This window comes from Streptomyces sp. JL2001 (assembly GCF_050917515.1).
In the GTDB taxonomy this organism is placed as follows: domain Bacteria; phylum Actinomycetota; class Actinomycetes; order Streptomycetales; family Streptomycetaceae; genus Streptomyces.
This window is the reverse complement of sequence record NZ_CP169421.1, coordinates 1,790,707-1,814,779: the sequence shown is the minus strand read 5'-3', so window position 1 is coordinate 1,814,779 and position 24,073 is coordinate 1,790,707. Positions and strand designations below refer to the sequence as shown.

Sequence of the window (24,073 nt, the reverse complement as noted above, 5' to 3'; positions counted from 1 at the left end):
CCATGAACGACATCCACACGCACCTCGGCGTCTGCGCCGCCGAAGCGGCCCGCGTCGCCCGCGGCGTCACCCGGGAACAGCTCGCCGCCCCCTCCGTCTGCACCGCCTGGACGGTGGGTGAGCTCGCCAACCACCTCGTCCTCTACTCCGCGCACGGCCTGGAGCACCGCGCCCTGCGCGAGCGGCTCCCCGAGGAGCTCACGGCCCGCGACTTCGCCGCGGACCCCGACTGGGCGGAGCGGTACGCCGCCCAGCTGGACCGGGCCCTGGCCGCCTGGGAAGGCCCCGGTGTCTGGGACGGCGAGATCGACCTCGGCTTCACCGCCATGCCGGCCACCGTGGTCGCCTCGCTGCTCGTCAAGGAACTCGCCGTGCACGGCTGGGACCTGGCACGCTCCACCGGCCAGGACTTCGAGGTGCCCGACCCCACGGGGGAGTTCCTGCTCGGCGTCGTGGCCGAACACGCCGAGGTCTACCGCGGCTACGACGGATTCGCGGCCCCGGTCGAGAGCGCGCCGGACGCCTCCGCCTTCGGCCGCGCCCTCGCCCTGAGCGGACGCGACCCGCGCCGGTAGCGGCCGTCCGCGGCAGTGCCGGCCGAAGGCTTCCGGTGTCCGGGACGGGCCGGACGGACCCGCCTCAGCCGGCGATCGGCACCCGGCGGCCGGCGACGGCCTCCTCGTAGCGCTCCGTCAGCAGCCGCGCGAGCTCCGGAGCCGGGCCCAGCACGTCCGCCAGGACGTCGGCATCCGCGGCGCCGGCCGCGATCCGGTCGGGCAGCCGGCCCGGCGCGATGACGTACGGGGCCACCGCGACCCGGCGCACCCCGTCGGCGCGCAGCGTCCGGACGGCGTCCTCGGTCCGGGGAAGGGATGCGGAGGCGAACGCAGGCCGCACGGAGCACCAACCGGTGCGCCGCAGCTCCCGCGCCGTTTCTGCGATCACTGCGATCGCCTCCGGGTCGCTGGAGCCCGCCGAGGCCAGGACGACCCCGGTCGAGCCCTTGTCGCCGGGCGTGAGCCCGGCCTCGTACAGCCGCCGTTCCACCGCCGCCACCAGCAGCGGTGAGGGGCCGAGGACCTCCGCCCGCCGCACCCGCAGGACGGGCGGCGCCTGCCGCAGGACGGCGGGGATGTCCGCCTTGGCGTGGAAGGCGCGGGTCAGCAGCAGCGGCAGCGCCACCACGTCCCGCACCCCCTCGGCCGCGAGCCGGTCGAGCGTTCCGCTCACCGACGGCAGGTCGAAGTCCAGGAACGCCGTCTCCACGCGCAGCCCCGGCCGCAGCGACCGGGCGCGGGCGACCAGCGCCCGCACGGTCGCCGCGTGCCGCGGATCGCGGCTGCCGTGGGCGATGACGAGGAGGACGGGACCGTTCACGGCGTTCTCAGCTCTTGACCAGCAGACCGCGGCGCCGCAGCACGGCGCGCTCCAGCGGGCTGAAGACGAGCAGGTCGATGGCGACACCGACGAGCAGGATCAGGATGATGGCCAGGAAGATCCCCGGCATGTCGAAGTTGTTCCGGCCGTTCTCCAGCAGCTGACCGAGCCCCAGGCCGAGATCGGGCGAGGACGCGATGATCTCCGCGGCCATCAGCGAGCGCCACGAGAAGGCCCAGCCCTGCTTCAGGCCGGCGAGGTACCCGGGCAGCGCGGCCGGCATCACGATGTGCCAGGCGCCCTTGAGACCGGTCGCGCCGAGCGTCCGGCCGGCCCGCAGGAACAGCGGCGGCACCTGGTCCACGCCGGCCACCAGACCGTTGGCGATGGACGGCACCGCGCCCAGCAGGATCACGGCGAACATCATCTGGTCGTTGAGCCCGAGCCACAGCACCGCGGGTGCCACCCAGGCGACCGAGGGCAGCGACTGCAGACCCGACAGGATCGGGCCGATCGCCGTCCGCACCACGGACACCCGGGCCACGACGAGCCCGAGCGGGGTGCCGATCGCCAGCGCCAGCAGGAAGCCGAGCAGCGCCCGGGAGACGCTGGTCCACAGCACCTCGATGAGCGTGCCCTCCAGCCACATCGTGGAGAGGGACTCCCAGACGGCTCCGGGGGAGGGCAGCTTGCCCTCGTCGGTGACCTCGGCCACCACGAGGAGCTGCCAGACCACGAGCACCAGCACGACGGCCAGGACGGGCGGCAGGACCTTCTTCAGCAGGACCTCGCGCACCGGGGTCCGGCGGACCTGCACGCTGTCCAGCGCGTCCAGACCCGCTTCCAGCCCGGCCAGGTCGTCGGTCTTGGGTGTGGTGTCAGTGCTGGCCATGGCGGCGGATCTCCCCACGCAGTTCTTCGGTGATCTCGACGGAGAGCTCCGCCACGGCGGCGTCCTCGATGCGGCGCGGCTGCGGGATCTCGATGGTCCACTCCCGGGCGATCCGGCCGGGGCGGGACGACAGCAGCACCACGCGCTCGGCCAGCCGCACGGCCTCGCGCACGTTGTGGGTGACGAAGAGGACCGACAGCTTCGTCTCGCGCCAGATACGGGTCAGCTCGTCGTGCAGGACGTCGCGGGTGATCGCGTCGAGCGCCGCGAACGGCTCGTCCATCAGCAGCAGATCGCTGTCCTGGGCCAGGGCCCGGGCCAGCGCGACCCGCTGCCGCATGCCGCCGGACAGCTCGTGCACCCGCTTGCCGTACGAGCCGTTGAGCCGGACGAGTTCGAGCAGGCGCTCGGCCTCGTCGCGGCGCTCGGTCTTCGGCACCCCGCGCAGCCGCAGGGCCAGTTCGATGTTCTTGCCCGCGGTCAGCCACGGGAAGAGGGCGTGCTCCTGGAACATCAGGGCCGGCCGGCCGCCGGGGGTCTCGATGGACCCCGCGGACGGCCGGTCGAGCCCGGCGACCAGGTTGAGCAGGGTGGACTTGCCGCAGCCCGAGGCCCCCAGGAGGGTGACGAACTCGCCCGGGGCGACATCGAGTGAGATGTCGTCGAGCACGAGCTGCTGACCGGCGGGTCCGCCGAAGGACTTCGAGACGTGCTCGAGCCGGGCGGCGTGGGTCACCGCCGCACGGTCCTCGGCCTTGGCGATCGTCGCGGTCGTGGCCATGGTCGTCACCTCCTGGGATACCTGAACTGGGCTTTTTCGAGGGTTACTTGACGCCGAGACCGGCGTCGGCGACCTCGGGCTGCCCCGCGGCCTTCAGGACCTTGTTGAGCGGCTTCAGGTCGTAGATGCCGTTCAGGTCGGGCTGCTTCAGGAGACCGGCCTTCACCGCGTGGTCCGCCTGGGCCTGCAGCGTGGCGGCCAGCGGGTCGTTGGTGAACTGGATCGACGGCCACGCGCCGTCGATGACCTTGTCACCCAGCGCCTTGCCGGAGAGCTCCTTCAGCTTGGCGTTGGCGGAGGCCTTCGCCTTGTCGGTGTTGGCGTTGATCCACGCGTTGGTCTTCACCGATCCGCGCAGCACCGCCTCGACGACGTCCGGGTGCTCCTTCAGGAACTTCTGCGACACGATGACGTTCGTGATCACGAACTTCTTGTCGGGCCACAGGTCCGACTCGTCGAGCAGCACCTTGGCGCCCTCGCTGACGAGCTTCGACGCGGTCGGCTCCGGCACCCAGGCGCCGTCGATGGAACCGGACTTGTAGGCGTCGGGGGTCACCTTGTTGTCGGTGCGGACCACGGAGACGTCGCCCTTGCCGCTCTGGGCGTCGACCTTCCAGCCCTTCTCGGAGACCCAGTTCAGGAACGCCACGTCCTGGGTGTTGCCGAGCTGCGGCGTGGCGATCTTCTTGCCCTTGATGTCGTCCAGGGTCTTGATCTTGTCCGGGTTCACCACGAGCTTGACCCCGCCGGAGGCGGAGCCGGCGACGATGCGGAGGTTGGAGCCCTTGGACTTGGTGTAGCCGTTGATGGACGGCGACGGGCCGATGAAGCCGATGTCGATCGAGCCGGCGTTCAGCGCCTCGATCTCGGAGGGGCCGGCGTTGAAGGTGGAGACCTTCAGCTGCGTGCCGCCCAGCTCCTTCTGGAAGATGCCTTCCTGGTCGCCCACCAGGGCGGTGGCGTGCGTCAGGTTCGGGAAGTACCCGAGCCGGACCGTGTCGGCGGAGAGCTTCTCGCCCTCGGCGGCCACCTTCTTCTCGTCGTTCTTGGCCTCGGAGCCGTAGCCGCAGGAGGCGAGCGCGCCGATCAGCAGCGGCAGGGCCGCGGCGGCGGCGAGTGAGCGGCGCAGGGTGGTACGGGAGGCAGGCACGGGTTCCCCTCAGGGTCTTCGAAGTCTTCTTCGTCGGTGGTGTCGGAGGTGGAGCGGGGTGGCGCCGCAGGCGCGGCGCATCGGCGTCAGCACGCACATCGCGCGACACCTCCCCGGCCCGCACCGAGGGCACCGGAGCCGACCCGGCCGCCTTCCTTGGCGAACGTGGCGTAGACGTCGTTTCTCATCTCAGAAGTCCCACCCTTCCTCGTCTGCGGGGGCGACGACGGCCGCCGCGGCCTTGGCGCCGGCGAAGGACTCGCCCGCCATGCCGGCGGCGAGCGTGGTGCCGTCCGCGGGGTCGATCAGCAGGAACGAACCGGTGCGGCGCGAGTCCGCGTACGCGTCGAGCGCGAGCGGCTCGGCGGTGCGCACCTTGACCCGGCCGATGTCGTTGGCGACCAGCTGCCCCGGCTCGGGGTGCTGGGAGAGGTCGTCCAGGGTCAGCCGCGAGGGGATCTCCTTGACGATCGCCTTGACCGTGCGCGTGGTGTGCTTGAGCAGCACCCGCTGGCCCACGACGAGCGGCTGGTCGGCCACGTGGCAGACCGTCGCCTCGACGTCCTGGCTGGTGGCCGGGGCGTCGTCGACCGGCGCGAGCAGGTCGCCGCGGGAGATGTCGATGTCGTCGGCGAGCCGGATGGTGACCGACTGCGGGGCCCAGGCGATGTCGACGGGCTCACCGAGCGCGTCGATCGCCGAGATGGTGGACGTCCGGCCCGAGGGCAGGACGGTGACCCGCTCGCCGACCCGGAAGGCACCGGCCGCGATCTGGCCGGCGTAGCCCCGGTAGTCGGGGTGTTCGGCGGTCTGCGGACGGATGACGTACTGCACCGGGAAGCGCGCGTGGCAGGCCGTCAGGTCGTGGCTGACCGGGACGGTCTCCAGGTGCTCCAGCACGGTGGGACCGCCGTACCAGTCCATGTTCGCGGACGGCTCCACCACGTTGTCGCCCGCCAGCGCCGAGATCGGGATCGCGGTGATCTCCGGGACGCCGAGCTCGGAGGCGTACGTCGTGAACTCCTCGGCGATCGCCGCGAAGACGGGCTCGGCGTAGTCCACGAGGTCCATCTTGTTGACGGCGAGGACCACGTGCGGGACCCGCAGCAGGGCGGCGACCGCCGCGTGGCGGCGGGTCTGCTCGACGACGCCGTTGCGGGCGTCGACCAGGACCACGGCCAGTTCGGCGGTGGAGGCGCCGGTGACCATGTTGCGGGTGTACTGCACGTGCCCGGGGGTGTCGGCCAGGATGAACCGGCGGCGGGCCGTCGCGAAGTAGCGGTAGGCCACGTCGATGGTGATGCCCTGCTCGCGTTCGGCGCGCAGGCCGTCGGTGAGCAGCGCCAGGTCGGGTGCTTCCTGGCCGCGGGAGCGGGAGGCGTGCTCGACGGCCTCCAGCTGGTCGGTCAGGACCGACTTTGAGTCGTGCAGCAGCCGGCCCACCAGGGTGGACTTGCCGTCGTCGACGGAGCCGGCGGTGGCGAACCGCAGCAGGGTGGTCGCCGAGACGTCGGTGAACTGCTCGGTGGTGCTCGTCATGGCTAGAAGTACCCTTCGCGCTTGCGGTCTTCCATCGCGGCCTCGGACATCTTGTCGTCGGCGCGGGTCGCTCCCCGCTCGGTGAGCCGGGACGCGGCGATCTCGGCGATGACGGCGTCGAGCGTGGTGGCGTCGGAGTCGACGGCGCCGGTGCAGGACATGTCACCCACGGTGCGGTAGCGGATGAGCCGCTTCTCCACCGTCTCGGTGTCCTTGGGGCCGCCCCAGTCGCCGGCGGTGAGCCACATGCCGTTGCGGGCGAAGACCTCGCGCTCGTGGGCGAAGTAGATGTCCGGCAGCTCGATCCCCTCGCGGGCGATGTACTGCCAGACGTCCAGCTCGGTCCAGTTCGACAGCGGGAAGACCCGGACGTGCTCGCCGGGGGCGTGCCGGCCGTTGTACAGCTGCCACAGCTCGGGCCGCTGCCGGCGCGGGTCCCACTGCGAGAACTCGTCGCGCAGCGAGAACACCCGCTCCTTGGCGCGGGCCTTCTCCTCGTCGCGCCGGCCGCCGCCGAAGACCGCGTCGAAACGGTGCTGCTGGATCGCCTCGGTCAGCGGCACCGTCTGGAGCGGGTTGCGCGTCCCGTCGGGACGCTCGCGCAGCTTCCCGGCGTCGATGTACTCCTGCACGGAGGCGACGTGCAGGCGCAGCCCGTGGCGGGCCACCGTGCGGTCGCGGTACTCCAGGACCTCCGGGAAGTTGTGCCCGGTGTCGACGTGCAGCAGCGTGAACGGCACCGGGGCCGGCGCGAACGCCTTCAGCGCCAGGTGCAGCATGACGATGGAGTCCTTGCCGCCCGAGAAGAGGATCACCGGCCGCTCGAACTCGCCCGCGACCTCACGGAAGATGTGCACGGCCTCGGACTCCAGGGAGTCCAGGTGCGACAGCGCGAACGGACTGTCGGTCGCGTCGTGGACATGAGCGACGGTCGTCATGCGACACCCCTCTCGGTGAGCAGCGCGTGGAGCTGCGCCGCGGACTCCTGCACGGTCTGGTTCTGGGACTCGATCCGCAGATCCGGGTTCCGCGGCTCGTCGTACGGGTCGTCGACACCGGTCAGCCCGCTGATCTCGCCCGCGGCCTGCTTGGCGTACAGCCCCTTCACGTCGCGTACCGAGCACACGTCCACCGGAGTGGCGACGTGGACCTCGACGTAGGGCGTGCCCTCGGTCTGGTGACGCTTGCGGACGGCCTCGCGGCTGTCCTCGTACGGGGCGATCACCGGGACCAGGACCTTCACGCCGTTGGAGGCGAGCAGTTCGGCGACGAAGCCGATCCGCTGCACGTTGGTGTGTCGGTCCTCGCGGCTGAAGCCGAGGCCCGCCGAGAGGAACTCGCGGATCTCGTCGCCGTCGAGGACCTCGACGCGGTGGCCCTCGCCGCGCAGCCGGCCGGCCAGCTCGTGGGCGATGGTGGTCTTGCCGGCGCTGGGCAGCCCGGTCAGCCAGATGGTGGCACCCGTCACGCGCTTCTCCTGAACTTCCTGAGTGTCCGTCATCCGTGCAGTCCGCACTCGGTCTTGGTCCGGCCGGCCCAGCGGCCCGCGCGGCTGTCCTCGCCCTCCGCGACCCGGCGGGTGCAGGGCGCGCAGCCGACCGAGGCGTAACCGTCCATCAGCAGCGGGTTGGTGAGGACTCCGTGCCGGGCGACGTAGGCGTCGACGTCGTCCTGCGACCAGCGGGCGATGGGTGAGATCTTGACCTTCTGCCGCTTCTCGTCCCAGCCGACGACCGGCGTGTTCGCCCGGGTCGGGGACTCGTCGCGGCGCAGGCCGGTGGCCCAGGCGCGATAGGCGGTCAGGCCCTCCTCGAGGGGCTTGACCTTGCGCAGGGCGCAGCACAGGTCCGGGTCGCGGTCGTGCAGCCCCGGGCCGTGCTCGGCGTCCTGCTCGGCCACCGTCCGGCGCGGGGTCAGGGTGATGACGTTGACGTCCATCACCGCGTCGACCGCGTCACGCGTGCCGATGGTCTCCGGGAAGTGGTAGCCGGTGTCGAGGAAGACGACGTCCACGCCGGGCAGGGCGCGCGACGCCAGATGGGCGACGACGGCGTCCTCCATGGAGGAGGTGACGCAGAACTCCCGGCCGAAGGTGTCGGCGGCCCACTGGAGGATCTCCAGCGCCGTCGCGTCCTCGAGGTCGCGCCCGGCCTGCTCGGCCAGTTCCTTCAGATCGGCGCCCTCAGTGACCTGAGTCGTCGTCATATCTCTTCCCCTCCGTCGGAATCGCTCGAAGTGCCCGGGGCGAGCAGCCCCAGGAACTTCAGCTGGAAGGCTCGACCGCATGCCCGGCATTCCCAGGCGCCGTGGCCCTGCTCGTTCGGGCGCAGGTCCTCGTCGCCGCAGTACGGGCAGTGGAACGGCGCGGCGCGCTCGCTCACGACAGGGCCTCCTCGGACGCGCGCGCCGCCCAGGTGGCGAAGCGCTCGCCGTCCTCGCGCTCCTTGCGGAAGCGCTCCAGGACCCGCTCGATGTAGTCCGGCAGCTCGGCCGAGGTGACCTTCAGGCCACGGACCTTGCGGCCGAAGCCCGCCTCCAGGCCGAGCGCGCCGCCCAGGTGGACCTGGTAGCCCTCCACCCGGTTGCCGTCGTCGTCCAGGACGAGCTGGCCCTTGAGGCCGATGTCCGCCACCTGGATACGGGCGCAGGCGTTCGGGCACCCGTTGATGTTGATGGTGATCGGCTCGTCGAAGTCGGGGATGCGGCGCTCGAGCTCGTCGATCAGGGACGCGCCGCGCGCCTTCGTCTCGACGATCGCCAGCTTGCAGAACTCGATACCGGTGCAGGCCATCGTGCCGCGCCGGAAGGTCGAGGGGTTCACCCGCAGGTCCAGGGCCTCCAGGGCGGAGACGAGCGAGTCGACCTGCCCCTCCTCGATGTCCAGGACGATCATCTTCTGCTCGGCGGTGGTGCGGATCCGGCCCGAACCGTGCGCCTCGGCGATCTCGGCGATCTTGGTGAGCGTGGCGCCGTCGACCCGGCCGACGCGCGGCGCGAAGCCGACGTAGAAGCGGCCGTCCTGCTGCCGGTGGACACCGACGTGGTCGCGCCACCGGCCGGCGGGCTGCTCGGGGGCGGGCCCGTCCGTCAGCTTCCGCTTCAGGTACTCGTCCTCCAGGACCTGGCGGAACTTCTCCGCGCCCCAGTCGGCGACGAGGAACTTCAGGCGGGCGCGGGTGCGCAGCCGGCGGTAGCCGTAGTCACGGAAGATCGAGATGACGCCCTCGTAGACGTCCGGGACCTCGTCGAGCGAGACCCAGGTGCCCAGCCGGACGCCCAGCTTGGGGTTGGTGGACAGGCCGCCGCCGACCCAGACGTCGAAGCCGGGACCGTGCTCCGGGTGGTGCACGCCGACGAAGGCGATGTCGTTGATCTCGTGCGCCACGTCGAGGAGCGGTGATCCGGAGACCGCGGACTTGAACTTGCGGGGCAGGTTCGAGAAGTCCTTGTTGCCGACGATCCGCCGCTGGATCTCGTCGATGGCGGGCGTGCCGTCGATGATCTCGTTCTCGGCGATGCCGGCCACCGGGGAGCCGAGGATGACACGGGGGGTGTCGCCGCAGGCCTCGGTGGTGGACAGGCCGACGGCCTCCAGGCGGTTCCAGATCTCGGGAACGTCCTCGATCCGGATCCAGTGGTACTGCACGTTCTGCCGGTCGGTGATGTCCGCCGTGCCCCGCGCGAACTCCTGCGAGATCTCACCGATCACCCGGAGCTGCTCGGTGGTCAGCCGGCCGCCGTCGATACGGACCCGGAGCATGAAGAACTCGTCGTCCAGCTCCTCCGGCTCCAGGACGCCGGTCTTGGTGCCGTCCAGCCCCTGCTTGCGCTGGGTGTAGAGGCCCCACCAGCGCATGCGCCCGCGGAGGTCGTTGGGGTCGATCGAGTCGAATCCACGCTTCGAGTAGATCGTCTCAATGCGTGTCCGTACATTGAGACCGTCGTCGTCCTTCTTGAACTGCTCATTGCCGTTCAGCGGGGTGAAGTGCCCCACGGCCCACTGACCCTCGCCACGGTGACGGCTCACCTTGCGGCGGGGCGTGGCGGGTGCGGGGTTTTCCGGGGTGGCGGCCATGGCTTTTCGTCCTTCGGGACTGCGGGAGGGCGGCTCTGACCTGCACACTCGCGCGCAGGTGGGATGATGGCGCGGCGGTGCGCAGCAGGGTCGGGCAGAGAAGTGATCGCGGCGGTGCTGGTTCTCTCAGCGCGCCGGACAGATGGCGCTGGACATGCGGCCGAGGTCGACGTGCCGCCGACTCACCAAGGCAATTCCAGTTCCAGACATGACGGAAGCGTGTCACGGGACTTTGGACCCAGTCCAGCTTCGTCCATGATGTGGACACAGACGTCTCGTTTGGTGAGACGGTGTGCTGTGGGTCACTTCCGGCGGGTGGTGCTCAAGGGGCGTGCGCGGAGGGCGTGTCGGGGTCCCCGGTCCGTACGGCGGGCGGGGAGCGGCCGGCGCGAGGGGTGCGAAGGGCGCCGTTCCGGGGGCCGCCGGCGGTGCGCCGTGGATGCCGCCGGCCGCGTCCGGGGTGCGGGCGGGGCCGGTACCGAGCCTGGTGCCGGGCTGCCGGGTAGCGCTGCCGGGGCCGGGCCGGAGGGACCGGCCCGGCGCGTCCGGCGGGGGAGGACGGGGGCGTCAGCCCAGGGCGCCCGGCCAGGGGCCCGGGGTCGCCGTCTCCTCGGCCTCCTCGACCTTGGTGTCGAAGAGCCGGAAGCCGCGGCGCCGGTAGTTGTCCATCGCGTGCGGGCCGTCCAGCGAGCAGGTGTGCAGCCACACCCGGCGGGTCGGCTCGCGGTCGGGCCAGCGCTCGGCCAGGTCCCAGGCCCGCCGCACGCCCTCGGTCAGCAGGTGACCACCGATCCGGCGGCCCCGGAAGGCGGCGATCAGTCCGAAGTAGATGATCTCCACGACGCCGTCGTCCTGCGGGTCGAGCTCCACGTAACCGGCCGGCGTGCCCTTGTCGTACGCCACCCAGATCTCGGCCCCCGGCTTCTCGACGATCTCCTGCCACTCCTTGTAGGACAGGTGCAGACGGTCGTTCCAGTGGATGTCGCCGCCGACCGCCGTGTAGAGGAAGCGGCTGAACTCGGGGGAGGGCACCTCGGCCCGCACGATCGTGATGTCGTCGCCCTCCGGCGCGACGGCGGGGCGGAGATCGGACGGCGAGGTCTGTTCGAGGGACCAGGTGGTGACAGTAGTGCTCATGCGCTCATCGCATCACGGTCGCGGCGGCGGTGCCCAGGCAGCCCCCCGCCGCCGTGAACGGAGTGTCCGGATCGTGGACACGCGCCTCCGGCATCCGGTCCACGGCGGTCCGGCGGGCGCCGGAACGGGTCGCGTGCACGTGCCGGCGCCCGGGATCCGCCGCGCGGGCCCCGTCGCGAGGTGCCGTTCCGGCCCGCGCGCGAGAAAGGGAGCCGGACGGCCGCACCGAACGGCTGCGCGCTGGCGCATACTGGGGGCAATGACGAAGCCATCTGCACCGAAGCGCCATTTGCCCACCAGCCCCTTCAAGGCCCCGGTCGCGCTGCCCCCCAAGGAGTTCGCCGTAGGCGACAAGGTCACCCACGACATGTACGGCCTCGGCCGGGTCGTCGGCATCGAGGACGGAATCGCGGCGGTCGTGGATTTCGGCTCGGCGCAACGGCGGATCGTGAGCCCGTACAACAAGATGAGCAAGCTCTAGGTCCTGTCCGGGGCGGTCCGCAAGCCACCCCGGGCGCCCCTTCGGCCCCCGGGGCCCTGTCCGGTCCTCTTCCTTCCTATTTCCCTACTAACTCCGCCGTTCCGAGCGGTTCGCCCGTTCCGCCCGCACCGCCGGCGCCGTCGAGTGCGGCAGCAGGTCCTCCGGGTGGGGCGGGCGCATCACTTCCACACCGACCTCCTCGCTGAAGCGGTACGGACGGTGCGCCAGTACCCCCGCCAGATTCCGGCGGATCCGTGACATCTCCGCCCGTACCGTGACGGTCCGGGTCCGGTCCCCGAACACGTCCTGGGCCAGTTGTGCCGCCGTCCGCCCGTCCCGGTGCAGCGCCAGCACGAACAGCAGCTCGGCATGGCGCGGACTCAGCTCCTGCGTCCAGCTGCCCGCCGCCCCCGCGACCGCCACCGACCAGCGCCGCGGCCGGCTCAGGTCGAGCACCACGCGGCTCGCCGGGACCACCGGCCCGCCCGACTCCGGACGCTCCTCGTCGTCGATCCGCAGCAGCCAGCCGCCCGGCAGCGGCTCCACCGCGCACGCCCCCAGCGACGGCAGCCAGACCCGCCCCGCGCGGAACGACTTCGGCAGGCCGATCCGGTCCTGGGGCGCCATCCCCGTCACCGCCGCCGTCCAGCCGTGCGTGTCGACGGCGATGGCCCGGCCCCCCACCCGGCACAGGATCGGTGCGGCCACCGACCGCAGCCGTTCGATCGACCGCAGATGACGCTCGCGCATCTCGGCCTCCGCGAGCTGCGCGACCGAGCCCACCAGTGCCAGCGTCGCCGGATGAAAGGTCGACGCCGGGCCGCTGACGTCCACGATCCCCAGCAGGCGCTGGTCGCGCGGATCGTGCACGGGGGCCGCCGCGCAGGTCCAGCGGTGCAGGGTGTGGACGTAGTGCTCGGCCGAGTGGACCTGCACGGGCCGGCGCATGGCGAGCGCCGTCCCCACCGCGTTCGTGCCGGTGGTGTGCTCGGTCCAGGCCGCGCCCTCCTCCAGGCAGATGCCGTTGGCCTGCCGCATCACGGCGAGATTGCCCTCCCGCCACAGCACCCGGCCCTGTTCGTCCGTCACCACCATGATCTGGAGGGAGGCGTCGGCCATCGCCGCGAGCCCCTCGCTCAGGGTCCGCATCACCTCGCCGAGGACCGTCGTCCGCCGCCGCTCCTCCAGCTCGTCGCGGCGCAGCAGCACGCTGCTGGTGCTCTGGTCCGGATCGAGGCCCAGCCGGAACATCCGCTGCCACGAAGCGTCGATCACCGGGCGGGGCGCGACCGGGGGAGTGCGGCCCGCGAGGGTCTCCTCCCGCACCCGGTACAGCAGCCGTGTGGCCTGGGCGGCGTCCATGGCGGCGAGCCGGTTCATGTCGAGCTGCGTGTTCTTCATCGGTCTCTCCCAGCCACCTGCGGTGCTGTATCGGTTCTGCAGAGGAGTGTCGGTGCCCATCGTGCCGCCCGGTGCTCCCGGGTGAAGGGCGGTTCGGGTAATCCTGCAACCCTTTGCAACTCTGGCGGACACCCGCCAGGTGCATGAGGGTGGTGCAACAGCCGAGGGTGGTGCCGTGTCGGCGCAGCACCACCCCCGGCTTTTCCGCGCGTGCCGCCCCCTGGCTGGCGCGGACGGACGACGCGAGGGGAGGCGGGGCGCGGATCGCCGCCCCGCAGGAGCACCCACGCGCGGGACCTTCCGGCGGGCCCGCCGGTTGACGGGCCCTCAGCCCACGGGACGCGCCCGCTCCACCACCGCGCCCAGGTCGAGGGTGGCCGGCAGCGTGCCGAAGGCCGAGCCCCAGTCGCCCCCCAGCCGCGAGGCGCAGAAGGCGTCCGCCACCTCGGGCGGCGCCCACCGCACCAGCAGCGAGCCCTGGAGAACCAGTGCCATCCGCTCCACCAGGCGCCGCCCCCGCCCCTCGATCCCGTCGAGATCGGCCAGCTCGGTCAGCACCCCCCTGATCGCGCGGTCGAGCCGGTGGTCCGCACCCCGCGCCTTCCCCACCTCCGTCAGGAACGCGTTCAGCGCCCGCGGCTCGCGCTGCAGCGCCCGCAGCACGTCCAGGGCCTGCACGTTCCCCGAACCCTCCCAGATCGAGTTGAGCGGCGACTCGCGCAGCAGCCGCGGCATGCCCGACTCCTCCACGTAGCCGTTGCCGCCCAGGCACTCCAGGGCTTCCGCCACGAGCGGCGTGCACCGCTTGGTCACCCAGAACTTCGCCGTCGGCACCGCGATCCGCAGGAACGCCCGCTCCGCCTCCGAGTCGGTGTCGTACGCGGCGGCCAGCCGCAGCCCGAGGACCGTCGCCGCCTCCGACTCCAGCGCCAGGTCGGCCAGCACGTTGCGCATCAGCGGCTTCTCGATCAACACGCCGCCGAACGCCCGGCGGTGGGCGGTGTGGTGCACGGCCTGCGCCACCGCCTGCCGCATCAGCGCCGCCGACCCCAGCACGCAGTCGAGCCGGGTCGCCGCCACCATCCCGATGATCGTCCGGACCCCGCGGCCCTCCTCGCCGACCCGGCGCGCCCACGTCGTCCCGTCGAACTCCACCTCGGCGGAGGCGTTCGCGCGGTTGCCGAGCTTGTCCTTCAGGCGCTGGATCGCGAACGCGTTGCGCGTGCCGTCCTCCAGGACCCGCGGCACCAGGAAGCACGTCAGGCCGCCGGGGGCCTGCGCCAGGACCAGGAACCCGTCGGACATCGGTGCCGAGCAGAACCACTTGTGCCCGGTGAGCACGTACGTGCCGTCGTCGGCCAGCGGACGCGCCTCCGTCGTGTTGGACCGGACGTCGCTGCCGCCCTGCTTCTCGGTCATCCCCATCCCGAGGAGCACCCCGGCCTTCTCCCGCGGCGGCCGCAGGCCCTGTTCGTAGACCTGCGAGGTGAGCAGCGGCTCCCAGACCGCGGCCAGCTCCGGATCCGTGCGCAGCGCGGGGACCGCCGCGTGCGTCATCGACAGCGGGCAGCCGTGCCCCGACTCGGCCTGCGTCGCCACCAGGAAGCCCGCCGCCCGCCGCACATGACCACCCGGACGGCCCCACGCGTTCGTCAGCCCCGCGTTGACCCCCTTGCCCAGGAGCCGGTGCCAGGCGGAGTGGAACACGACCTCGTCGATCCGGTTCCCGTACCGGTCGTGCGTCCGCAGCCGCGGCGGGCAGGTGTCGGCGAGCTCCCCCCACTCCCGCACCTGGGCCGAACCGGCGGCCCGGCCCAGGGTCACGAGCTCCTCGCGTGCCTCCGCGAAGACCTCGGGTGTCAGATGTCGTTCGACCGCCTCCGCCAGAGCCCGGTCGGACATGAAGACGTCATATCCCACCAGGGGCGGAGCCTGGTTGGTCACGGTGTGGGTGCCGGCTGCCATGCCGATACGGTAAGGAGGTGCAGGCAGCAAACGAAACACCCGAGCGGCGGCCCGGGAGCAGACTCCACCGGGCCCGAGTCCTCTACCGCAACGTGTCGAAGCGGAAGCTGGTCTGGCTGCTCCTGAAGGACACCGTCAACTCGTGCATCGAGTACCGCATCCTCGGCCTCGCCGCCGAGGCGGCGTTCTTCACGCTGCTGTCGCTGCCGCCCCTGCTGCTCGGCATGATCGCGCTCCTCGGCTACGCCGACGACTGGACCAACACCGACACCGTGGCCAGCATCGAGCAGAACATCCTCAACGCCGCCGGAACGGTTCTGTCGGACCGCGGCGTCCACGACATCGCCAAACCGGTCCTGGACGACGTCACCCAGGGAAAACGGCCCGAGCTCATCTCGCTCGGCTTCGCCATCGCCCTGTGGTCCGGATCGCGCGCCGTCAACGTCTTCATCGACACCATCACGGTGATGTACGGCCTCGACGGGCACCGGGGCATCGTCAAGACCCGGCTCCTCGCGTTCCTGCTCTACATCGTGGCCCTGATCATCGGCGCGGTCGTCCTCCCGCTCGCGGTGGTCGGCCCCGACCGCGTGGTGGAGCTGGTCCCCTGGGGCACGGAGGTCGTCTCCGTCCTGTACTGGCCGGCCGTCATCCTGCTCTCGGTCGCCTTCCTGACCACGCTGTACCACGTCTCCGTGCCCGTCCGCTCGCCCTGGATCGAGGACATCCCCGGCGCGCTGGTGGCCCTCGGCATGTGGGTGCTCGGCAGCTTCCTGCTGCGCATCTACCTGACCAGCCAGGTCGAGGGACCCACGATCTACGGCTCCCTCGCGGCGCCGATCGCCGTGTTGCTCTGGATCGGCATCTCGGCCTTCGCGGTGCTGGTCGGCGCGGCGGTGAACGCGGCGATCGACCGCGTCTGGCCGTCGGTCGCCACGGCCGCGGCCCGCGAGGCCTCCGACCGGGCCCGTGCCGCCCAGGCCGCCGACCTGGTCGCGCGGCTGCGGGCGGAGGCGGACGAGGTGGACGAGGACGACCCGGACATGCCGTCGGAGTTCCCGGAACGCTGGTCGAAGTTCCTGCCGCCGGACGACGTGAAGTCGCGCCTGCACTCGGGGTGGGAGAAGGACTGAGGGGCGACCGGAGCCCGCTCGTACCTACCCTGGAGGGGTGTACGAAGAGCGTCCCTCACGGCTGGACGGTGCCGTCGTCTGGTCCCGGACCGTCGAGCCCGGGGCCGGGACCGGGGCCGACCCGTACCCCGTGCTGCCGGACGGCTGCATGGACCTGCTCTGGTCCGACGGACGGCTGTTCGTGGCCGGCCCCGACACCCGGGCGTACGTTCCCGAGGGACCGGTCAGACGGTACGCGGGGATCCGCTTCGCACCCGGTGACGCGCCCGCGATCCTCGGGGTGCCGGCGCGGGAGGTCCGCGACCGGAGGGTCGACGCCGGGACCCTGTGGGGCGGGGCGGAGGCGCGGCGGCTCGGCGAGCGGATCGCCGGAGCCGCGGACCCCGCCGTAGCCCTGGAGGCCCTGGCCCTGCGACGGGCCGCGGACTCCCCGGGGCCGGATCCGCTGATGCGGGCCGTCGCGGCCCGGCTGGACGCCGGACGGCCGGTAGCCGAGACCGCCGACGCGGTCGGGCTCGGCGCCCGGCAACTGCACCGGCGGTCGCTGGACGCCTTCGGCTACGGACCCAAGACGCTGGCCCGGATCCTGCGACTGCAGCGCGCCCTCGCCCTGGTCGGGGCGGGGTCGCCCTACGCGGAGGCGGCGATCGCCGCGGGCTGCGCGGACCAGGCGCACCTGGCCCGCGAGATGCGCGCCCTCGCCGGGACGACCGTCGGCGCGTACGCCGCTGCCCGGCGCGAACGGTGGGAAACCCGGGATCCGGCCTGATCGACAGGACCTAACCGGCGTCGGGAGCGTTCGGGGCGAAGAGCGAGACGCCGCTGCCGTCCGGGTCGAGCACCACCGCGTAGCGCTGACCCCAGAACGCGTCCCAGGGCTTCAGGTGGCCGGCATGGCCGGCGGCGACCAGGGACTCGTACGTGGCGTCCACCTCCTCCGGGGTGCCGCAGCGGAAGGCGAGACCGATGCGGTCGCCGCCCTCCGGGCGGGTCCAGCCCGGGTCGAAGGAACGGATGACCTCCTCCGTGTCCCAGGCGATCCGCATCCCGCCGGGCAGGTCGGCCTCCACGTGCGGTGCGTCCTCGGCGCCGGGCGGGAGGTCCAGCCCGAGTCGGCGGTAGAAGGCGAGCGAGGCGGCCATGTCGGAGACCACCAGGCCGATGACATCGAGTCGTGGTGCGTTCATGTCCGCACCGTAGGCAGGGTCCGGCGCGCACGTCTTGTACGAATCGGACGTGGCGCGGGCGGGGCGACCCGGCCGCGGCCCGCCGCGGGCGGGCGGCCGGTGCCGCTCCGCCGACCGGGGGCCGCCCTTGGGCCTCACCGGCCGCGGGTGCCGCCGGCGGGGCGGCTCAGTGTCGCCGCAGCAGGGCGCAGACGAAGTCCTCCTGCACGGCGCGCACCCGGGCCAGCAGCTCCGGCTTCGTCGTCTTGTTGGTCTGCGTGTTGATCGAGAAGGTCAGGGACCGCTTGCCGTCCGGTGTCGCGGCGGCCAGCTGGGTGTAGCCGGGGAAGTTGCCGGTGTGGCCGTACACGACCCCGCAGCGGGTCGTGTAGCGGAAGATCCCGAGTCCGGCCGCGTTCGTCCCCGGCCCGGCGGGCTCGGACGCCCCGCCCGGCACGACCGTGCGCTGCTGCCGGCGGGTCCGCTCGGAGAGGTAGTTCCTGCTCGTGTAGCCGCTGATGAAGGAGGCGAGGTCCTTCGGCGTGGCGACCACGGCGCCGGAGGCCCAGATGCCGGAGGCGCTCAGCACCTCACTGATGTCCTCCGGAGCGGCGGGCGGGGTGACGTCGTAGCCGTGCAGGTAGGGCCGCGGCAGCCGGTAGCCCTCGGGAAGGCTGGTCTGCCGCAGGTCGAGCGGCCGGTACACCTGCTGTTCCAGGAGCCGTTCGTAGCGACGGCCGGTCGCGGCCTCGGCCATCAGGGCGACGGCGATGTTGTCGGAGTTCGAGTACGCGTACCGCGACCCCGGGGTGAAGGCCAGGTCCTGGTCCGCGACGAAGTCGAGCAGCCGGCGCGAGTCGAAGTGGTGCCGGGGGTCCGCCCTCAGGATCTCGAGGAACCGGGGCGCCGACGTGTAGTCGGGCAGCCCGCTCGTGTGGTTCAGCAGCTGACGGAGCTTCACCCGGTGCCAGTCGGCCGGCAGCGCCGGCAGCCACTTCCCGATCGTGTCGTCGAGCCGCAGCACGCCCCGGTCCACCAGGCGCAGGGCGACGGCGCCGCTGTACGCCTTGGCGACGCTCGCGAGCCGCATGTGGTCGGTCGCCCGCGGCGGCCGGCCGGTCTCGACGTCGGCGACGCCGGCCCGGACGACCTCGGTCCGGTTTCCTCGGCGCAGCAGGGCGATCACCCCGGGCGGTCCGCCGGGGGTGGCGACGAGCTCCTCCAACTCCCGCTGGAGGTTCCGCTCGGGGGACGGCGGCGTCCCCGCCGCCTGCGCGGGCTGCACGAGCCCGCACAGCGCCGCGGCGGCGGAGAGCGCGGCGACGGACAGGCGCGTACGAGAACGAGAACGGGAGTGCGTACGGGGGCGGGCTGCGAGGCGTGCCGGCACGAGGGTTCCTCCTGAGGTGGGGGTGCCGGGCGGACGGCCGTCCGGCGGGTCGCGTCCGACTCAGCATCGGAGTTCGTCCGTCGCGCCGCCTGCGTGGTGCTCCATCCGGCCGACCCGGGCGCGGCGTCGGGGTGGCTCCGGCGGATGGCGGTCCCGGCCGGCGGCGGTCGGCCGGGACCGATCGGTGGTCCGTCCGAAAAAGAGGTGGCGGACGGCCCGCGGGCCTGATTACTCTCTGCGGAGTTCGTCAGGTGCCGATGCGGCACCTGTGTAGTCGTGTGATTCAGGAGGTGTGACCGATGGCTGTTGTCGCGACGGGCGCTGCCCGCTTCCCGCTCTTCATCCACCCCACCTCCGTGGTCGCCGGCTGACCTTCCCACTTTCCGCGCCGTACGGCGCGTGCCGGGGCCACCCTTCGAAGGGTTCCCCTTGTCTTTCTCCTCTTCCGAGGCATCCACTTCTCTTCAGGCTTCGCCCTCGCACGCCCTCGCTCCCTACGGCTGGGACGCGGGCTGGGAGGCGGAGTTCGCCCCCCACGCCGAGCAGGGACTGCTGCCCGGCCGCGTCGTCCGCGTCGACCGCGGGCAGTGCGACCTCGTCACCGCCGACGGCCTCATCAGGGCCGACACCGCCTTCGTGACACCGCACGACCCGCTCAAGGTCGTCTGCACCGGCGACTGGGCGGCGGTCGAACCCGTCGGCGGCAACCCCCGGTACGTACGGACGCTGCTGCCGCGCCGGACCGCCTTCGCGCGGTCCACCTCCTCCAAGCGGTCCGAGGGCCAGATCCTCGCCGCGAACGTGGACCACGCGATCATCACGGTCTCCCTCGCCGTCGAGCTCGACCTCGGCCGTATCGAACGCTTCCTCGCCCTGGCGTGGGAGTCGGGCGCGCAGCCGCTGGTCGTGCTCAGCAAGGCCGACCTCGTCCCCGACCCGACGGGGCTCTCGTACCTCGTCGAGGACGTGGAGACGACGGCGCCGGGGGTGCAGGTGCTGCCCGTCAGCTCCGCGACCGGTGAGGGCGTCGAAGTGCTCTCCGCCGTCGTGTCCGGCGGGACGAGCGTGCTGCTCGGCGCGTCCGGCGCCGGCAAGTCGACACTCGCCAACACCCTCCTCGGCGAGGACGTGATGACCGTCCAGGCCGCCCGTGACGTGGACGGCAAGGGCCGCCACACCACGACCACCCGCAACCTGCTCCTGCTGCCCGGGGGCGGTGTCCTCATCGACACCCCGGGACTCCGCGGCGTGGGTCTGTGGGACGCCGAGACGGGTGTCGGACAGGTCTTCTCGGAGATCGAGGGCCTGGCCGCCGACTGCCGTTTCCACGACTGCGTCCACGAGTCGGAGCCGGGCTGCGCGGTGACGGCCGCCGTCGAGGAGGGCGCGCTGCCGGTCCGCCGGCTGGAGAGCTACCGCAAGCTGCTGCGCGAGAACCAGCGCATCGTCGCCAAGACGGACGCCCGCGTCCGCGCCGAGATCCTCAAGGACTGGAAGCGCAAGGGCGCGGCGGGCCGTGCGGCCATGGAGGCGAAGCGGGGCCGCATTCGCTGACGGGACGGGAGGGGACGGGAGGGGACGGCGGAGGACGGCGGGCCGGCGGAGCGGGCGGTACCGGAGGCGGGACGCCCGCCCCTGTTCCGCCCCCGTCCGCCCCCGCCCCACTCCGCCCCCCACGCCGTGCCACCCAGCGCCACGTCCGAAAACCGCCGGTCGCAGCATCCGCGGGCGCGCACACTGGGACGTGTGATGGACGAGGACACCAGGTACGAAGCGGTCAGCAGCCGGGACGCGCGGTTCGACGGCGCGTTCTTCTTCGCCGTCGGGACGACGGGGATCTACTGCCGGCCCAGCTGCCCGGCGGTCACGCCGAAGCGCAAGAACGTCACGTTCTTCCCGACGGCCGCCGCCGCGCAGGGGCACGGCTTCCGGGCCTGCCGGCGATGCCGGCCCGACGCCGTGCCCGGGTCCGCCGAGTGGAACGTCCGCGCCGACGTCGTGGGACGCGCCATGCGGATGATCGGCGACGGCGTCGTCGACCGCGAGGGCGTCCCCGGACTCGCCGGCCGGCTGGGATACAGCGCCCGGCAGGTCCAGCGCCAGCTCACCGCCGAACTCGGCGCCGGCCCCGTCGCCCTCGCCCGGGCGCAGCGGGCCCACACGGCCCGCCTCCTGCTCCAGACCACGGGCCTGCCGGTCACCGAGATCGCCTTCGCGTCCGGTTTCGCGAGCGTGCGCCAGTTCAACGACACGATCCGCCGCATCTACGCCCGCACCCCCTCCGACCTGCGCGCCGAGTCCGGCACCGGCGCCGGGCCGCGCACCGCGCTCGCCGCCGGAGTGCCGCTGCGGCTCGCGTACCGGGGCCCGTACGCCGCCCGCGAGGTCTTCGACCTGCTCGCCGCCGAGATCCTGCCCCACGTCGAGGAGGTCCTCGGCGAGACCGGCGCCCGCACCTACCGGCGCACCCTGCGCCTGCCCTACGGCACCGGCATCGTGTCCGTCGACGAGCGCAGCAGCGGACCCTGGCTGGACGCCCGGATCCATCTCACCGACCTGCGCGACCTGACCACCGCCGTCCAGCGGCTGCGCCGGCTCCTGGACCTGGACGCCGACCCCTACGCGGTCGCCGAGCGCCTCGGCGCCGACCCGGACCTCGCCGAGCGGGTCGCCGCACGTCCCGGCGTCCGCTCGCCGGGCGCGGCCGACCCCGAGGAGTTCGCGCTGCGGACCCTTCTCGGCCCGGCGGAGGCCGCGCTGCTGGTACGGACGCACGGCACCGCGCTCGACGCGGCCTGCGGCAGCCTCACCCACCTGTTCCCCGCCCCGGCGGGCCTCGTCGCGCACCCCGTGGCCGGTCCCCTGGCCGCCGCGCTCGCCGACGGGACCGTACGCCTCGACCCCGGTGCGGACCGGGACGAGGCCGAACGCGCGCTGCTCGCCGTACCCGGTGTGAGCGCCGCCGTCGCGGGCCTCGTCCGGATGCGGGCGCTGGGCGACCCCGACGTGGCCCCCGAGGGCGGTCGGGACACCGCGGCCTGGCGGCCCTGGCGCTCGTACGCCCTGCGCTACCTGGACGCCGTGCCGGCGGCGGACCCGGCACCATCGCGGTCATGATCACGACCGACCGGTCCGGACCCGAGGACCACTGGGCCCGGACGCAGGGGTGCGGCCGCGTCCACCGGCACACCCAGGCGTCCCACGCCGGCGCGCGGCGCCGCTACGACCGGGTCGCCCGGGGCACCGGCTTCGTCACGTACCGGATCGATCCTCCGCAGGGTCCGTCAGACCCCAGCTGTGGACCCGTAGCGGGTGGATCCGGATGACCTCCTCGCTGAAGTGGGGCCCGAGCTCGTGCGGGCCGACGAGCAGTTCGGCCTCGCCCCGGATCTCCACCCCGCGCACCCGCCACGGCCGGACGCTCGCCAGGTCGTCGACCACCAGGGCGACCTGCGGGTTTCCCTGGAGGTTGCGCCACTTCTTCGACTTGCCCATGGCCATGCCCCCGACGAGCACCGTGCCGTCCTCCTGCGGGAAGAACCCGACCGGGTTGGCCTGCGGCCGGCCCTCGCCGTCGACGGTGGCCATCCGGCCGAGACGCTGGGTGCCGAGATAGGCGCGCTCCGCGTCGCTGAATCCCTCGAAATCCCTCATGGGACCAGCGTCCCGCGCGGACCCGGCCGCGGCATCGGCGCCCGGACCGATCCCGACCCAGGACGGTGGACCTAGGTCCCGCCCGGGGCGGCCCCCGCAAGGTCCGGCCGGGGCGTCAGCCCCAGAGGACGGCGCCCGCCCAGGCGCCGACGATCAGCAGGCAGGCGAACAGCTCCACGAGCACGCTGGTCCCCACCGCGCGCATCACCGTCCGGGTGGAGGCCCTGGCCTGACCGTGGCCGCCGAGGCGGAGGCGTTCGCAGAGGTAGATGCCCCCGACGAAGCCGGGGATCGCGCCGATCACGGGGATCAGTACGAAGCCGAGCAGCGCCCCCAGGCCCGCGTACGTGACCATCCGCCGGGTGATGCCCAGCCCGCGGATCCGGCGCGCGGGCAGCTGCCATACGACCACCTGGGTGAGCAGGAGCAGCGCGGTCGAGGAGACCAGCAGGATCCACGCGAGTGCGGTCCGCTCGTGCAGCGCCCACCAGAGCATCGCGGCCCACACGAGCCACGGCCCCGGCACGCCGGGAGCGAGGACCCCGAAGAGGCCGAGCAGCATGACCATCGCGACCAGCAACAGCTGCCACACACCCATCTGCCCAGCGTGCAGGACCGGCGGCGTCCCCGCAGGTCGCGGGGCCCGCCGGGGTGTGCCGTCGGCTCCCCGCCCCGAGGTCCGCCCCGCCCCTTCCGGCGGCCCGGCGGAGGCCGCCGCCCGGAGCCCGCGGAGCCCGCGCCCAGGGCAGCCGTCCTACGTCCGGGCCACCCAGCCCTTCTCGTACGCGTGCCAGCCCAGCTGGAGCCGCGTCGTCACCCCCGTCAGCTCCATCAGGCCCTTCACCCGGCGCTGGACCGTGCGCAGGCCCAGGTCCAGCTGCTTGGCCACACTGGCGTCCGTCATGCCCGCGAGCAGCAGGGACAGGACCTCCAGGTCCGTCGCGTCCGGGCCCGGGACCTCCGACTCCGCCACGTGGGCGCCCGCGCCCAGCCGCAGGGGCAGCGCCTCGCGCCAGACGGACTCGAAGAGGCCCATGAGGGACTCCAGGAGCCCGCTCGCGTGGACCACCAGCGCCGCCGGTTCCGCCCCACGGCCGGTCAGCGGCACCATCGCCAGAGTCCGGTCGGCGACGACCAGCTTGGTGGGCACCCGGTCGACGACCCGGATCAGCTCCTCACGGCCGAGCGCCGCCGACAGCTCGACGATGCCCGACGGCAGGGTGAGGACCTCCCGCTCGACGACCACCCGGTAGGCCACGCCCCGCTCCGCCGCCAGCTCCTCGGCGTCGTTGTCCATGCCGCTCACGGCGATCGGCTTCCCGGTGACCAGCGCGCAGACCTCCTCGGTCGCCCCCAGCTGGAGCTGGAGGAAGCGGTGGGTGACCGCGCTCGCTCCGGTCACCACCTCGACGAGGTCGTGGACGGCCGGCTCGCTCGCCTCCGCCCGGTACTCCTCGGCGAGCAGCGCCGCCGCCAGCTCCGCCTGTTCCAGCTCGTGCCGCTGCTGCGTGAGCAGCGCGCCCAGCGCGACCCCCGGCGGAGCGGCGACCCACCGGCCGGTGCGCGCCGAGGACTGCGCGGCCAGGCCCTGGGACTCCAGTCTTCGCAGCGCCCGCTCGGTGTCCGACTCCGGCAGCGCCAGCCGGTGTGCCAGGTCCGTGACCTCGGCCGCGCCCAGCGCGACCAGCGCGCGGTACGCGGACTCCTGCCGTTCGTCGAGGCCTATCGCTCCGAGCATCGCTGTCCCCACCCCTCACCGGACGTCCCGGACGTCCCGGGACTTCCCCGGACGTTCGTCGGACGCATTCGTTCCGTTTGTTCCTGGCGGGAATCGGCCACGGCGCATTCCCGCCGCGCACATCATCCCTGCACCACCCTCACCTCTGCCAATGTGGCGCCACCGCAACACCAACAGCCTCCGCGCACGGCGCT

25 protein-coding genes are annotated in these 24,073 nt (G+C 72.8%); 6 read left to right on the top strand and 19 right to left on the bottom strand.

What is annotated here, in order from left to right:
* The first annotated feature begins 2 nt into the window (after positions 1 to 2).
* Positions 3 to 575: a TIGR03086 family metal-binding protein gene (locus ACE1OA_RS07895; protein WP_384870982.1), complete on the top strand. Its 573-nt coding sequence runs from the start codon at positions 3 to 5 to the stop codon at positions 573 to 575.
* Between the two features lie 64 nt (positions 576 to 639).
* Here ACE1OA_RS07895 and ACE1OA_RS07890 read toward each other — a convergent pair whose 3' ends face one another.
* The 12 genes from ACE1OA_RS07890 to ACE1OA_RS07835 form a co-directional block, all read right to left on the bottom strand.
* The gene (locus tag ACE1OA_RS07890) at positions 640 to 1,377 is read right to left on the bottom strand and encodes a sirohydrochlorin chelatase (protein ID WP_356608372.1); all 738 of its coding nucleotides are present in this window, start codon (positions 1,375 to 1,377) and stop codon (positions 640 to 642) included.
* A 7-nt stretch (positions 1,378 to 1,384) separates the two neighbouring features.
* Complete coding sequence (locus ACE1OA_RS07885) at positions 1,385 to 2,269, bottom strand: ABC transporter permease (RefSeq protein ID WP_356608374.1); 885 nt, start codon at positions 2,267 to 2,269, stop codon at positions 1,385 to 1,387.
* A complete protein-coding gene (locus ACE1OA_RS07880) occupies positions 2,256 to 3,050 on the bottom strand; it encodes an ABC transporter ATP-binding protein (protein WP_356608376.1) in 795 nt (264 codons plus the stop codon). The genes ACE1OA_RS07885 and ACE1OA_RS07880 overlap by 14 nt, the downstream gene beginning before the upstream one ends.
* A gap of 43 nt (positions 3,051 to 3,093) precedes the next feature.
* Positions 3,094 to 4,200 carry an aliphatic sulfonate ABC transporter substrate-binding protein gene (locus ACE1OA_RS07875; protein WP_384870977.1) on the bottom strand — a complete coding sequence of 369 codons (1,107 nt, stop codon included), beginning with the start codon at positions 4,198 to 4,200 and terminating at the stop codon, positions 3,094 to 3,096.
* A gap of 189 nt (positions 4,201 to 4,389) precedes the next feature.
* Positions 4,390 to 5,739 carry a sulfate adenylyltransferase subunit 1 gene (locus ACE1OA_RS07870; protein WP_356608380.1) on the bottom strand — a complete coding sequence of 450 codons (1,350 nt, stop codon included), beginning with the start codon at positions 5,737 to 5,739 and terminating at the stop codon, positions 4,390 to 4,392.
* A 2-nt stretch (positions 5,740 to 5,741) separates the two neighbouring features.
* On the bottom strand, positions 5,742 to 6,677 hold the full coding sequence (gene cysD, locus ACE1OA_RS07865) for a sulfate adenylyltransferase subunit CysD (RefSeq protein WP_147980524.1): 936 nt from the start codon (positions 6,675 to 6,677) through the stop codon (positions 5,742 to 5,744).
* A complete protein-coding gene (gene cysC, locus ACE1OA_RS07860; RefSeq protein ID WP_356608383.1) occupies positions 6,674 to 7,240 on the bottom strand; it encodes an adenylyl-sulfate kinase in 567 nt (188 codons plus the stop codon). Before cysC ends, cysD begins: the two co-directional genes overlap by 4 nt.
* Entirely contained in the window at positions 7,237 to 7,944 is a 708-nt protein-coding gene (locus ACE1OA_RS07855) for a phosphoadenylyl-sulfate reductase (protein WP_432752541.1), read from the bottom strand. The genes cysC and ACE1OA_RS07855 overlap by 4 nt, the downstream gene beginning before the upstream one ends.
* On the bottom strand, positions 7,941 to 8,120 hold the full coding sequence (locus ACE1OA_RS07850) for a hypothetical protein (RefSeq protein WP_147980521.1): 180 nt from the start codon (positions 8,118 to 8,120) through the stop codon (positions 7,941 to 7,943). Before ACE1OA_RS07850 ends, ACE1OA_RS07855 begins: the two co-directional genes overlap by 4 nt.
* Entirely contained in the window at positions 8,117 to 9,814 is a 1,698-nt protein-coding gene (locus ACE1OA_RS07845) for a nitrite/sulfite reductase (protein WP_356779238.1), read from the bottom strand. The genes ACE1OA_RS07850 and ACE1OA_RS07845 overlap by 4 nt, the downstream gene beginning before the upstream one ends.
* Positions 9,815 to 9,940: 126 nt before the next feature.
* On the bottom strand, positions 9,941 to 10,024 hold the full coding sequence (locus ACE1OA_RS07840; protein WP_310591794.1) for a putative leader peptide: 84 nt from the start codon (positions 10,022 to 10,024) through the stop codon (positions 9,941 to 9,943).
* 357 nt (positions 10,025 to 10,381) lie between these two features.
* Complete coding sequence (locus ACE1OA_RS07835) at positions 10,382 to 10,951, bottom strand: GNAT family N-acetyltransferase (protein ID WP_384870971.1); 570 nt, start codon at positions 10,949 to 10,951, stop codon at positions 10,382 to 10,384.
* A gap of 259 nt (positions 10,952 to 11,210) precedes the next feature.
* Between ACE1OA_RS07835 and ACE1OA_RS07830 the strand changes: the two genes are divergently transcribed.
* Positions 11,211 to 11,432 carry a CarD family transcriptional regulator gene (locus tag ACE1OA_RS07830; RefSeq protein ID WP_147980518.1) on the top strand — a complete coding sequence of 74 codons (222 nt, stop codon included), beginning with the start codon at positions 11,211 to 11,213 and terminating at the stop codon, positions 11,430 to 11,432.
* A gap of 87 nt (positions 11,433 to 11,519) precedes the next feature.
* On the opposite strand, the gene ACE1OA_RS07825 is transcribed toward ACE1OA_RS07830, so the two are convergent.
* Both ACE1OA_RS07825 and ACE1OA_RS07820 read right to left on the bottom strand, forming a co-directional pair.
* Positions 11,520 to 12,833 (bottom strand): helix-turn-helix domain-containing protein, encoded by a 1,314-nt coding sequence (locus ACE1OA_RS07825; protein WP_384870969.1) that lies wholly within the window; start codon positions 12,831 to 12,833, stop codon positions 11,520 to 11,522.
* 327 nt (positions 12,834 to 13,160) lie between these two features.
* Positions 13,161 to 14,798 carry an acyl-CoA dehydrogenase family protein gene (locus tag ACE1OA_RS07820; RefSeq protein ID WP_356608395.1) on the bottom strand — a complete coding sequence of 546 codons (1,638 nt, stop codon included), beginning with the start codon at positions 14,796 to 14,798 and terminating at the stop codon, positions 13,161 to 13,163.
* Positions 14,799 to 14,815: 17 nt separating this feature from the next.
* Between ACE1OA_RS07820 and ACE1OA_RS07815 the strand changes: the two genes are divergently transcribed.
* A complete protein-coding gene (locus tag ACE1OA_RS07815) occupies positions 14,816 to 15,931 on the top strand; it encodes a YihY/virulence factor BrkB family protein (RefSeq protein WP_356608397.1) in 1,116 nt (371 codons plus the stop codon).
* 37 nt (positions 15,932 to 15,968) lie between these two features.
* Positions 15,969 to 16,700 (top strand): helix-turn-helix domain-containing protein, encoded by a 732-nt coding sequence (locus ACE1OA_RS07810; RefSeq protein WP_432752540.1) that lies wholly within the window; start codon positions 15,969 to 15,971, stop codon positions 16,698 to 16,700.
* A gap of 10 nt (positions 16,701 to 16,710) precedes the next feature.
* Here ACE1OA_RS07810 and ACE1OA_RS07805 read toward each other — a convergent pair whose 3' ends face one another.
* Positions 16,711 to 17,118, bottom strand: coding sequence for a VOC family protein (locus ACE1OA_RS07805; RefSeq protein ID WP_432752539.1), 408 nt, complete (start codon positions 17,116 to 17,118; stop codon positions 16,711 to 16,713).
* Between the two features lie 166 nt (positions 17,119 to 17,284).
* A complete protein-coding gene (locus ACE1OA_RS07800; RefSeq protein ID WP_384870962.1) occupies positions 17,285 to 18,487 on the bottom strand; it encodes a serine hydrolase domain-containing protein in 1,203 nt (400 codons plus the stop codon).
* Between the two features lie 429 nt (positions 18,488 to 18,916).
* Here ACE1OA_RS07800 and rsgA point away from each other — a divergent pair, with 429 nt between their 5' ends.
* Together rsgA and ACE1OA_RS07790 are read left to right on the top strand one after the other, a co-directional pair.
* On the top strand, positions 18,917 to 20,041 hold the full coding sequence (gene rsgA, locus ACE1OA_RS07795) for a ribosome small subunit-dependent GTPase A (RefSeq protein ID WP_356608405.1): 1,125 nt from the start codon (positions 18,917 to 18,919) through the stop codon (positions 20,039 to 20,041).
* Between the two features lie 195 nt (positions 20,042 to 20,236).
* Complete coding sequence (locus ACE1OA_RS07790) at positions 20,237 to 21,604, top strand: bifunctional transcriptional activator/DNA repair enzyme AdaA (protein WP_432754045.1); 1,368 nt, start codon at positions 20,237 to 20,239, stop codon at positions 21,602 to 21,604.
* A gap of 135 nt (positions 21,605 to 21,739) precedes the next feature.
* Here the strand turns inward: ACE1OA_RS07790 and ACE1OA_RS07785 are convergent, their stop codons facing one another.
* The 3 genes from ACE1OA_RS07785 to ACE1OA_RS07775 all read right to left on the bottom strand — a co-directional run bounded on the left by ACE1OA_RS07785 (position 21,740) and on the right by ACE1OA_RS07775 (position 23,879).
* Entirely contained in the window at positions 21,740 to 22,141 is a 402-nt protein-coding gene (locus ACE1OA_RS07785; RefSeq protein WP_356608407.1) for a PPOX class F420-dependent oxidoreductase, read from the bottom strand.
* Between the two features lie 115 nt (positions 22,142 to 22,256).
* Positions 22,257 to 22,739, bottom strand: a complete 483-nt coding sequence (locus tag ACE1OA_RS07780) for a DUF456 domain-containing protein (protein ID WP_356609483.1) — start codon at positions 22,737 to 22,739, stop codon at positions 22,257 to 22,259.
* Between the two features lie 156 nt (positions 22,740 to 22,895).
* A complete protein-coding gene (locus ACE1OA_RS07775; protein WP_356609485.1) occupies positions 22,896 to 23,879 on the bottom strand; it encodes a helix-turn-helix domain-containing protein in 984 nt (327 codons plus the stop codon).
* Positions 23,880 to 24,073: the final 194 nt, after the last annotated feature.

Excerpts from the sequence above, each read along its gene's own strand:
- ACE1OA_RS07775 (WP_356609485.1), bottom strand. The coding sequence starts at position 23,879 with ATGCTCGGAGCGATAGGCCTCGACGAACGGCAGGAGTCCGCGTACCGC.
- ACE1OA_RS07870 (WP_356608380.1), bottom strand. The coding sequence starts at position 5,739 with ATGACGAGCACCACCGAGCAGTTCACCGACGTCTCGGCGACCACCCTG.
- ACE1OA_RS07845 (WP_356779238.1), bottom strand. The coding sequence starts at position 9,814 with ATGGCCGCCACCCCGGAAAACCCCGCACCCGCCACGCCCCGCCGCAAG.
- ACE1OA_RS07790 (WP_432754045.1), top strand. The coding sequence starts at position 20,237 with ATGGACGAGGACACCAGGTACGAAGCGGTCAGCAGCCGGGACGCGCGG.
- ACE1OA_RS07885 (WP_356608374.1), bottom strand. The coding sequence starts at position 2,269 with ATGGCCAGCACTGACACCACACCCAAGACCGACGACCTGGCCGGGCTG.
- ACE1OA_RS07855 (WP_432752541.1), bottom strand. The coding sequence starts at position 7,944 with ATGACGACGACTCAGGTCACTGAGGGCGCCGATCTGAAGGAACTGGCC.
- ACE1OA_RS07895 (WP_384870982.1), top strand. The coding sequence starts at position 3 with ATGAACGACATCCACACGCACCTCGGCGTCTGCGCCGCCGAAGCGGCC.
- ACE1OA_RS07780 (WP_356609483.1), bottom strand. The coding sequence starts at position 22,739 with ATGGGTGTGTGGCAGCTGTTGCTGGTCGCGATGGTCATGCTGCTCGGC.
- ACE1OA_RS07820 (WP_356608395.1), bottom strand. The coding sequence starts at position 14,798 with ATGGCAGCCGGCACCCACACCGTGACCAACCAGGCTCCGCCCCTGGTG.
- ACE1OA_RS07805 (WP_432752539.1), bottom strand. The coding sequence starts at position 17,118 with ATGAACGCACCACGACTCGATGTCATCGGCCTGGTGGTCTCCGACATG.
- cysD (WP_147980524.1), bottom strand. The coding sequence starts at position 6,677 with ATGACGACCGTCGCTCATGTCCACGACGCGACCGACAGTCCGTTCGCG.
- ACE1OA_RS07835 (WP_384870971.1), bottom strand. The coding sequence starts at position 10,951 with ATGAGCACTACTGTCACCACCTGGTCCCTCGAACAGACCTCGCCGTCC.
- ACE1OA_RS07830 (WP_147980518.1), top strand. The coding sequence starts at position 11,211 with ATGACGAAGCCATCTGCACCGAAGCGCCATTTGCCCACCAGCCCCTTC.
- cysC (WP_356608383.1), bottom strand. The coding sequence starts at position 7,240 with ATGACGGACACTCAGGAAGTTCAGGAGAAGCGCGTGACGGGTGCCACC.
- ACE1OA_RS07785 (WP_356608407.1), bottom strand. The coding sequence starts at position 22,141 with ATGAGGGATTTCGAGGGATTCAGCGACGCGGAGCGCGCCTATCTCGGC.
- ACE1OA_RS07840 (WP_310591794.1), bottom strand. The coding sequence starts at position 10,024 with ATGTCTGGAACTGGAATTGCCTTGGTGAGTCGGCGGCACGTCGACCTC.
- ACE1OA_RS07825 (WP_384870969.1), bottom strand. The coding sequence starts at position 12,833 with ATGAAGAACACGCAGCTCGACATGAACCGGCTCGCCGCCATGGACGCC.
- ACE1OA_RS07880 (WP_356608376.1), bottom strand. The coding sequence starts at position 3,050 with ATGGCCACGACCGCGACGATCGCCAAGGCCGAGGACCGTGCGGCGGTG.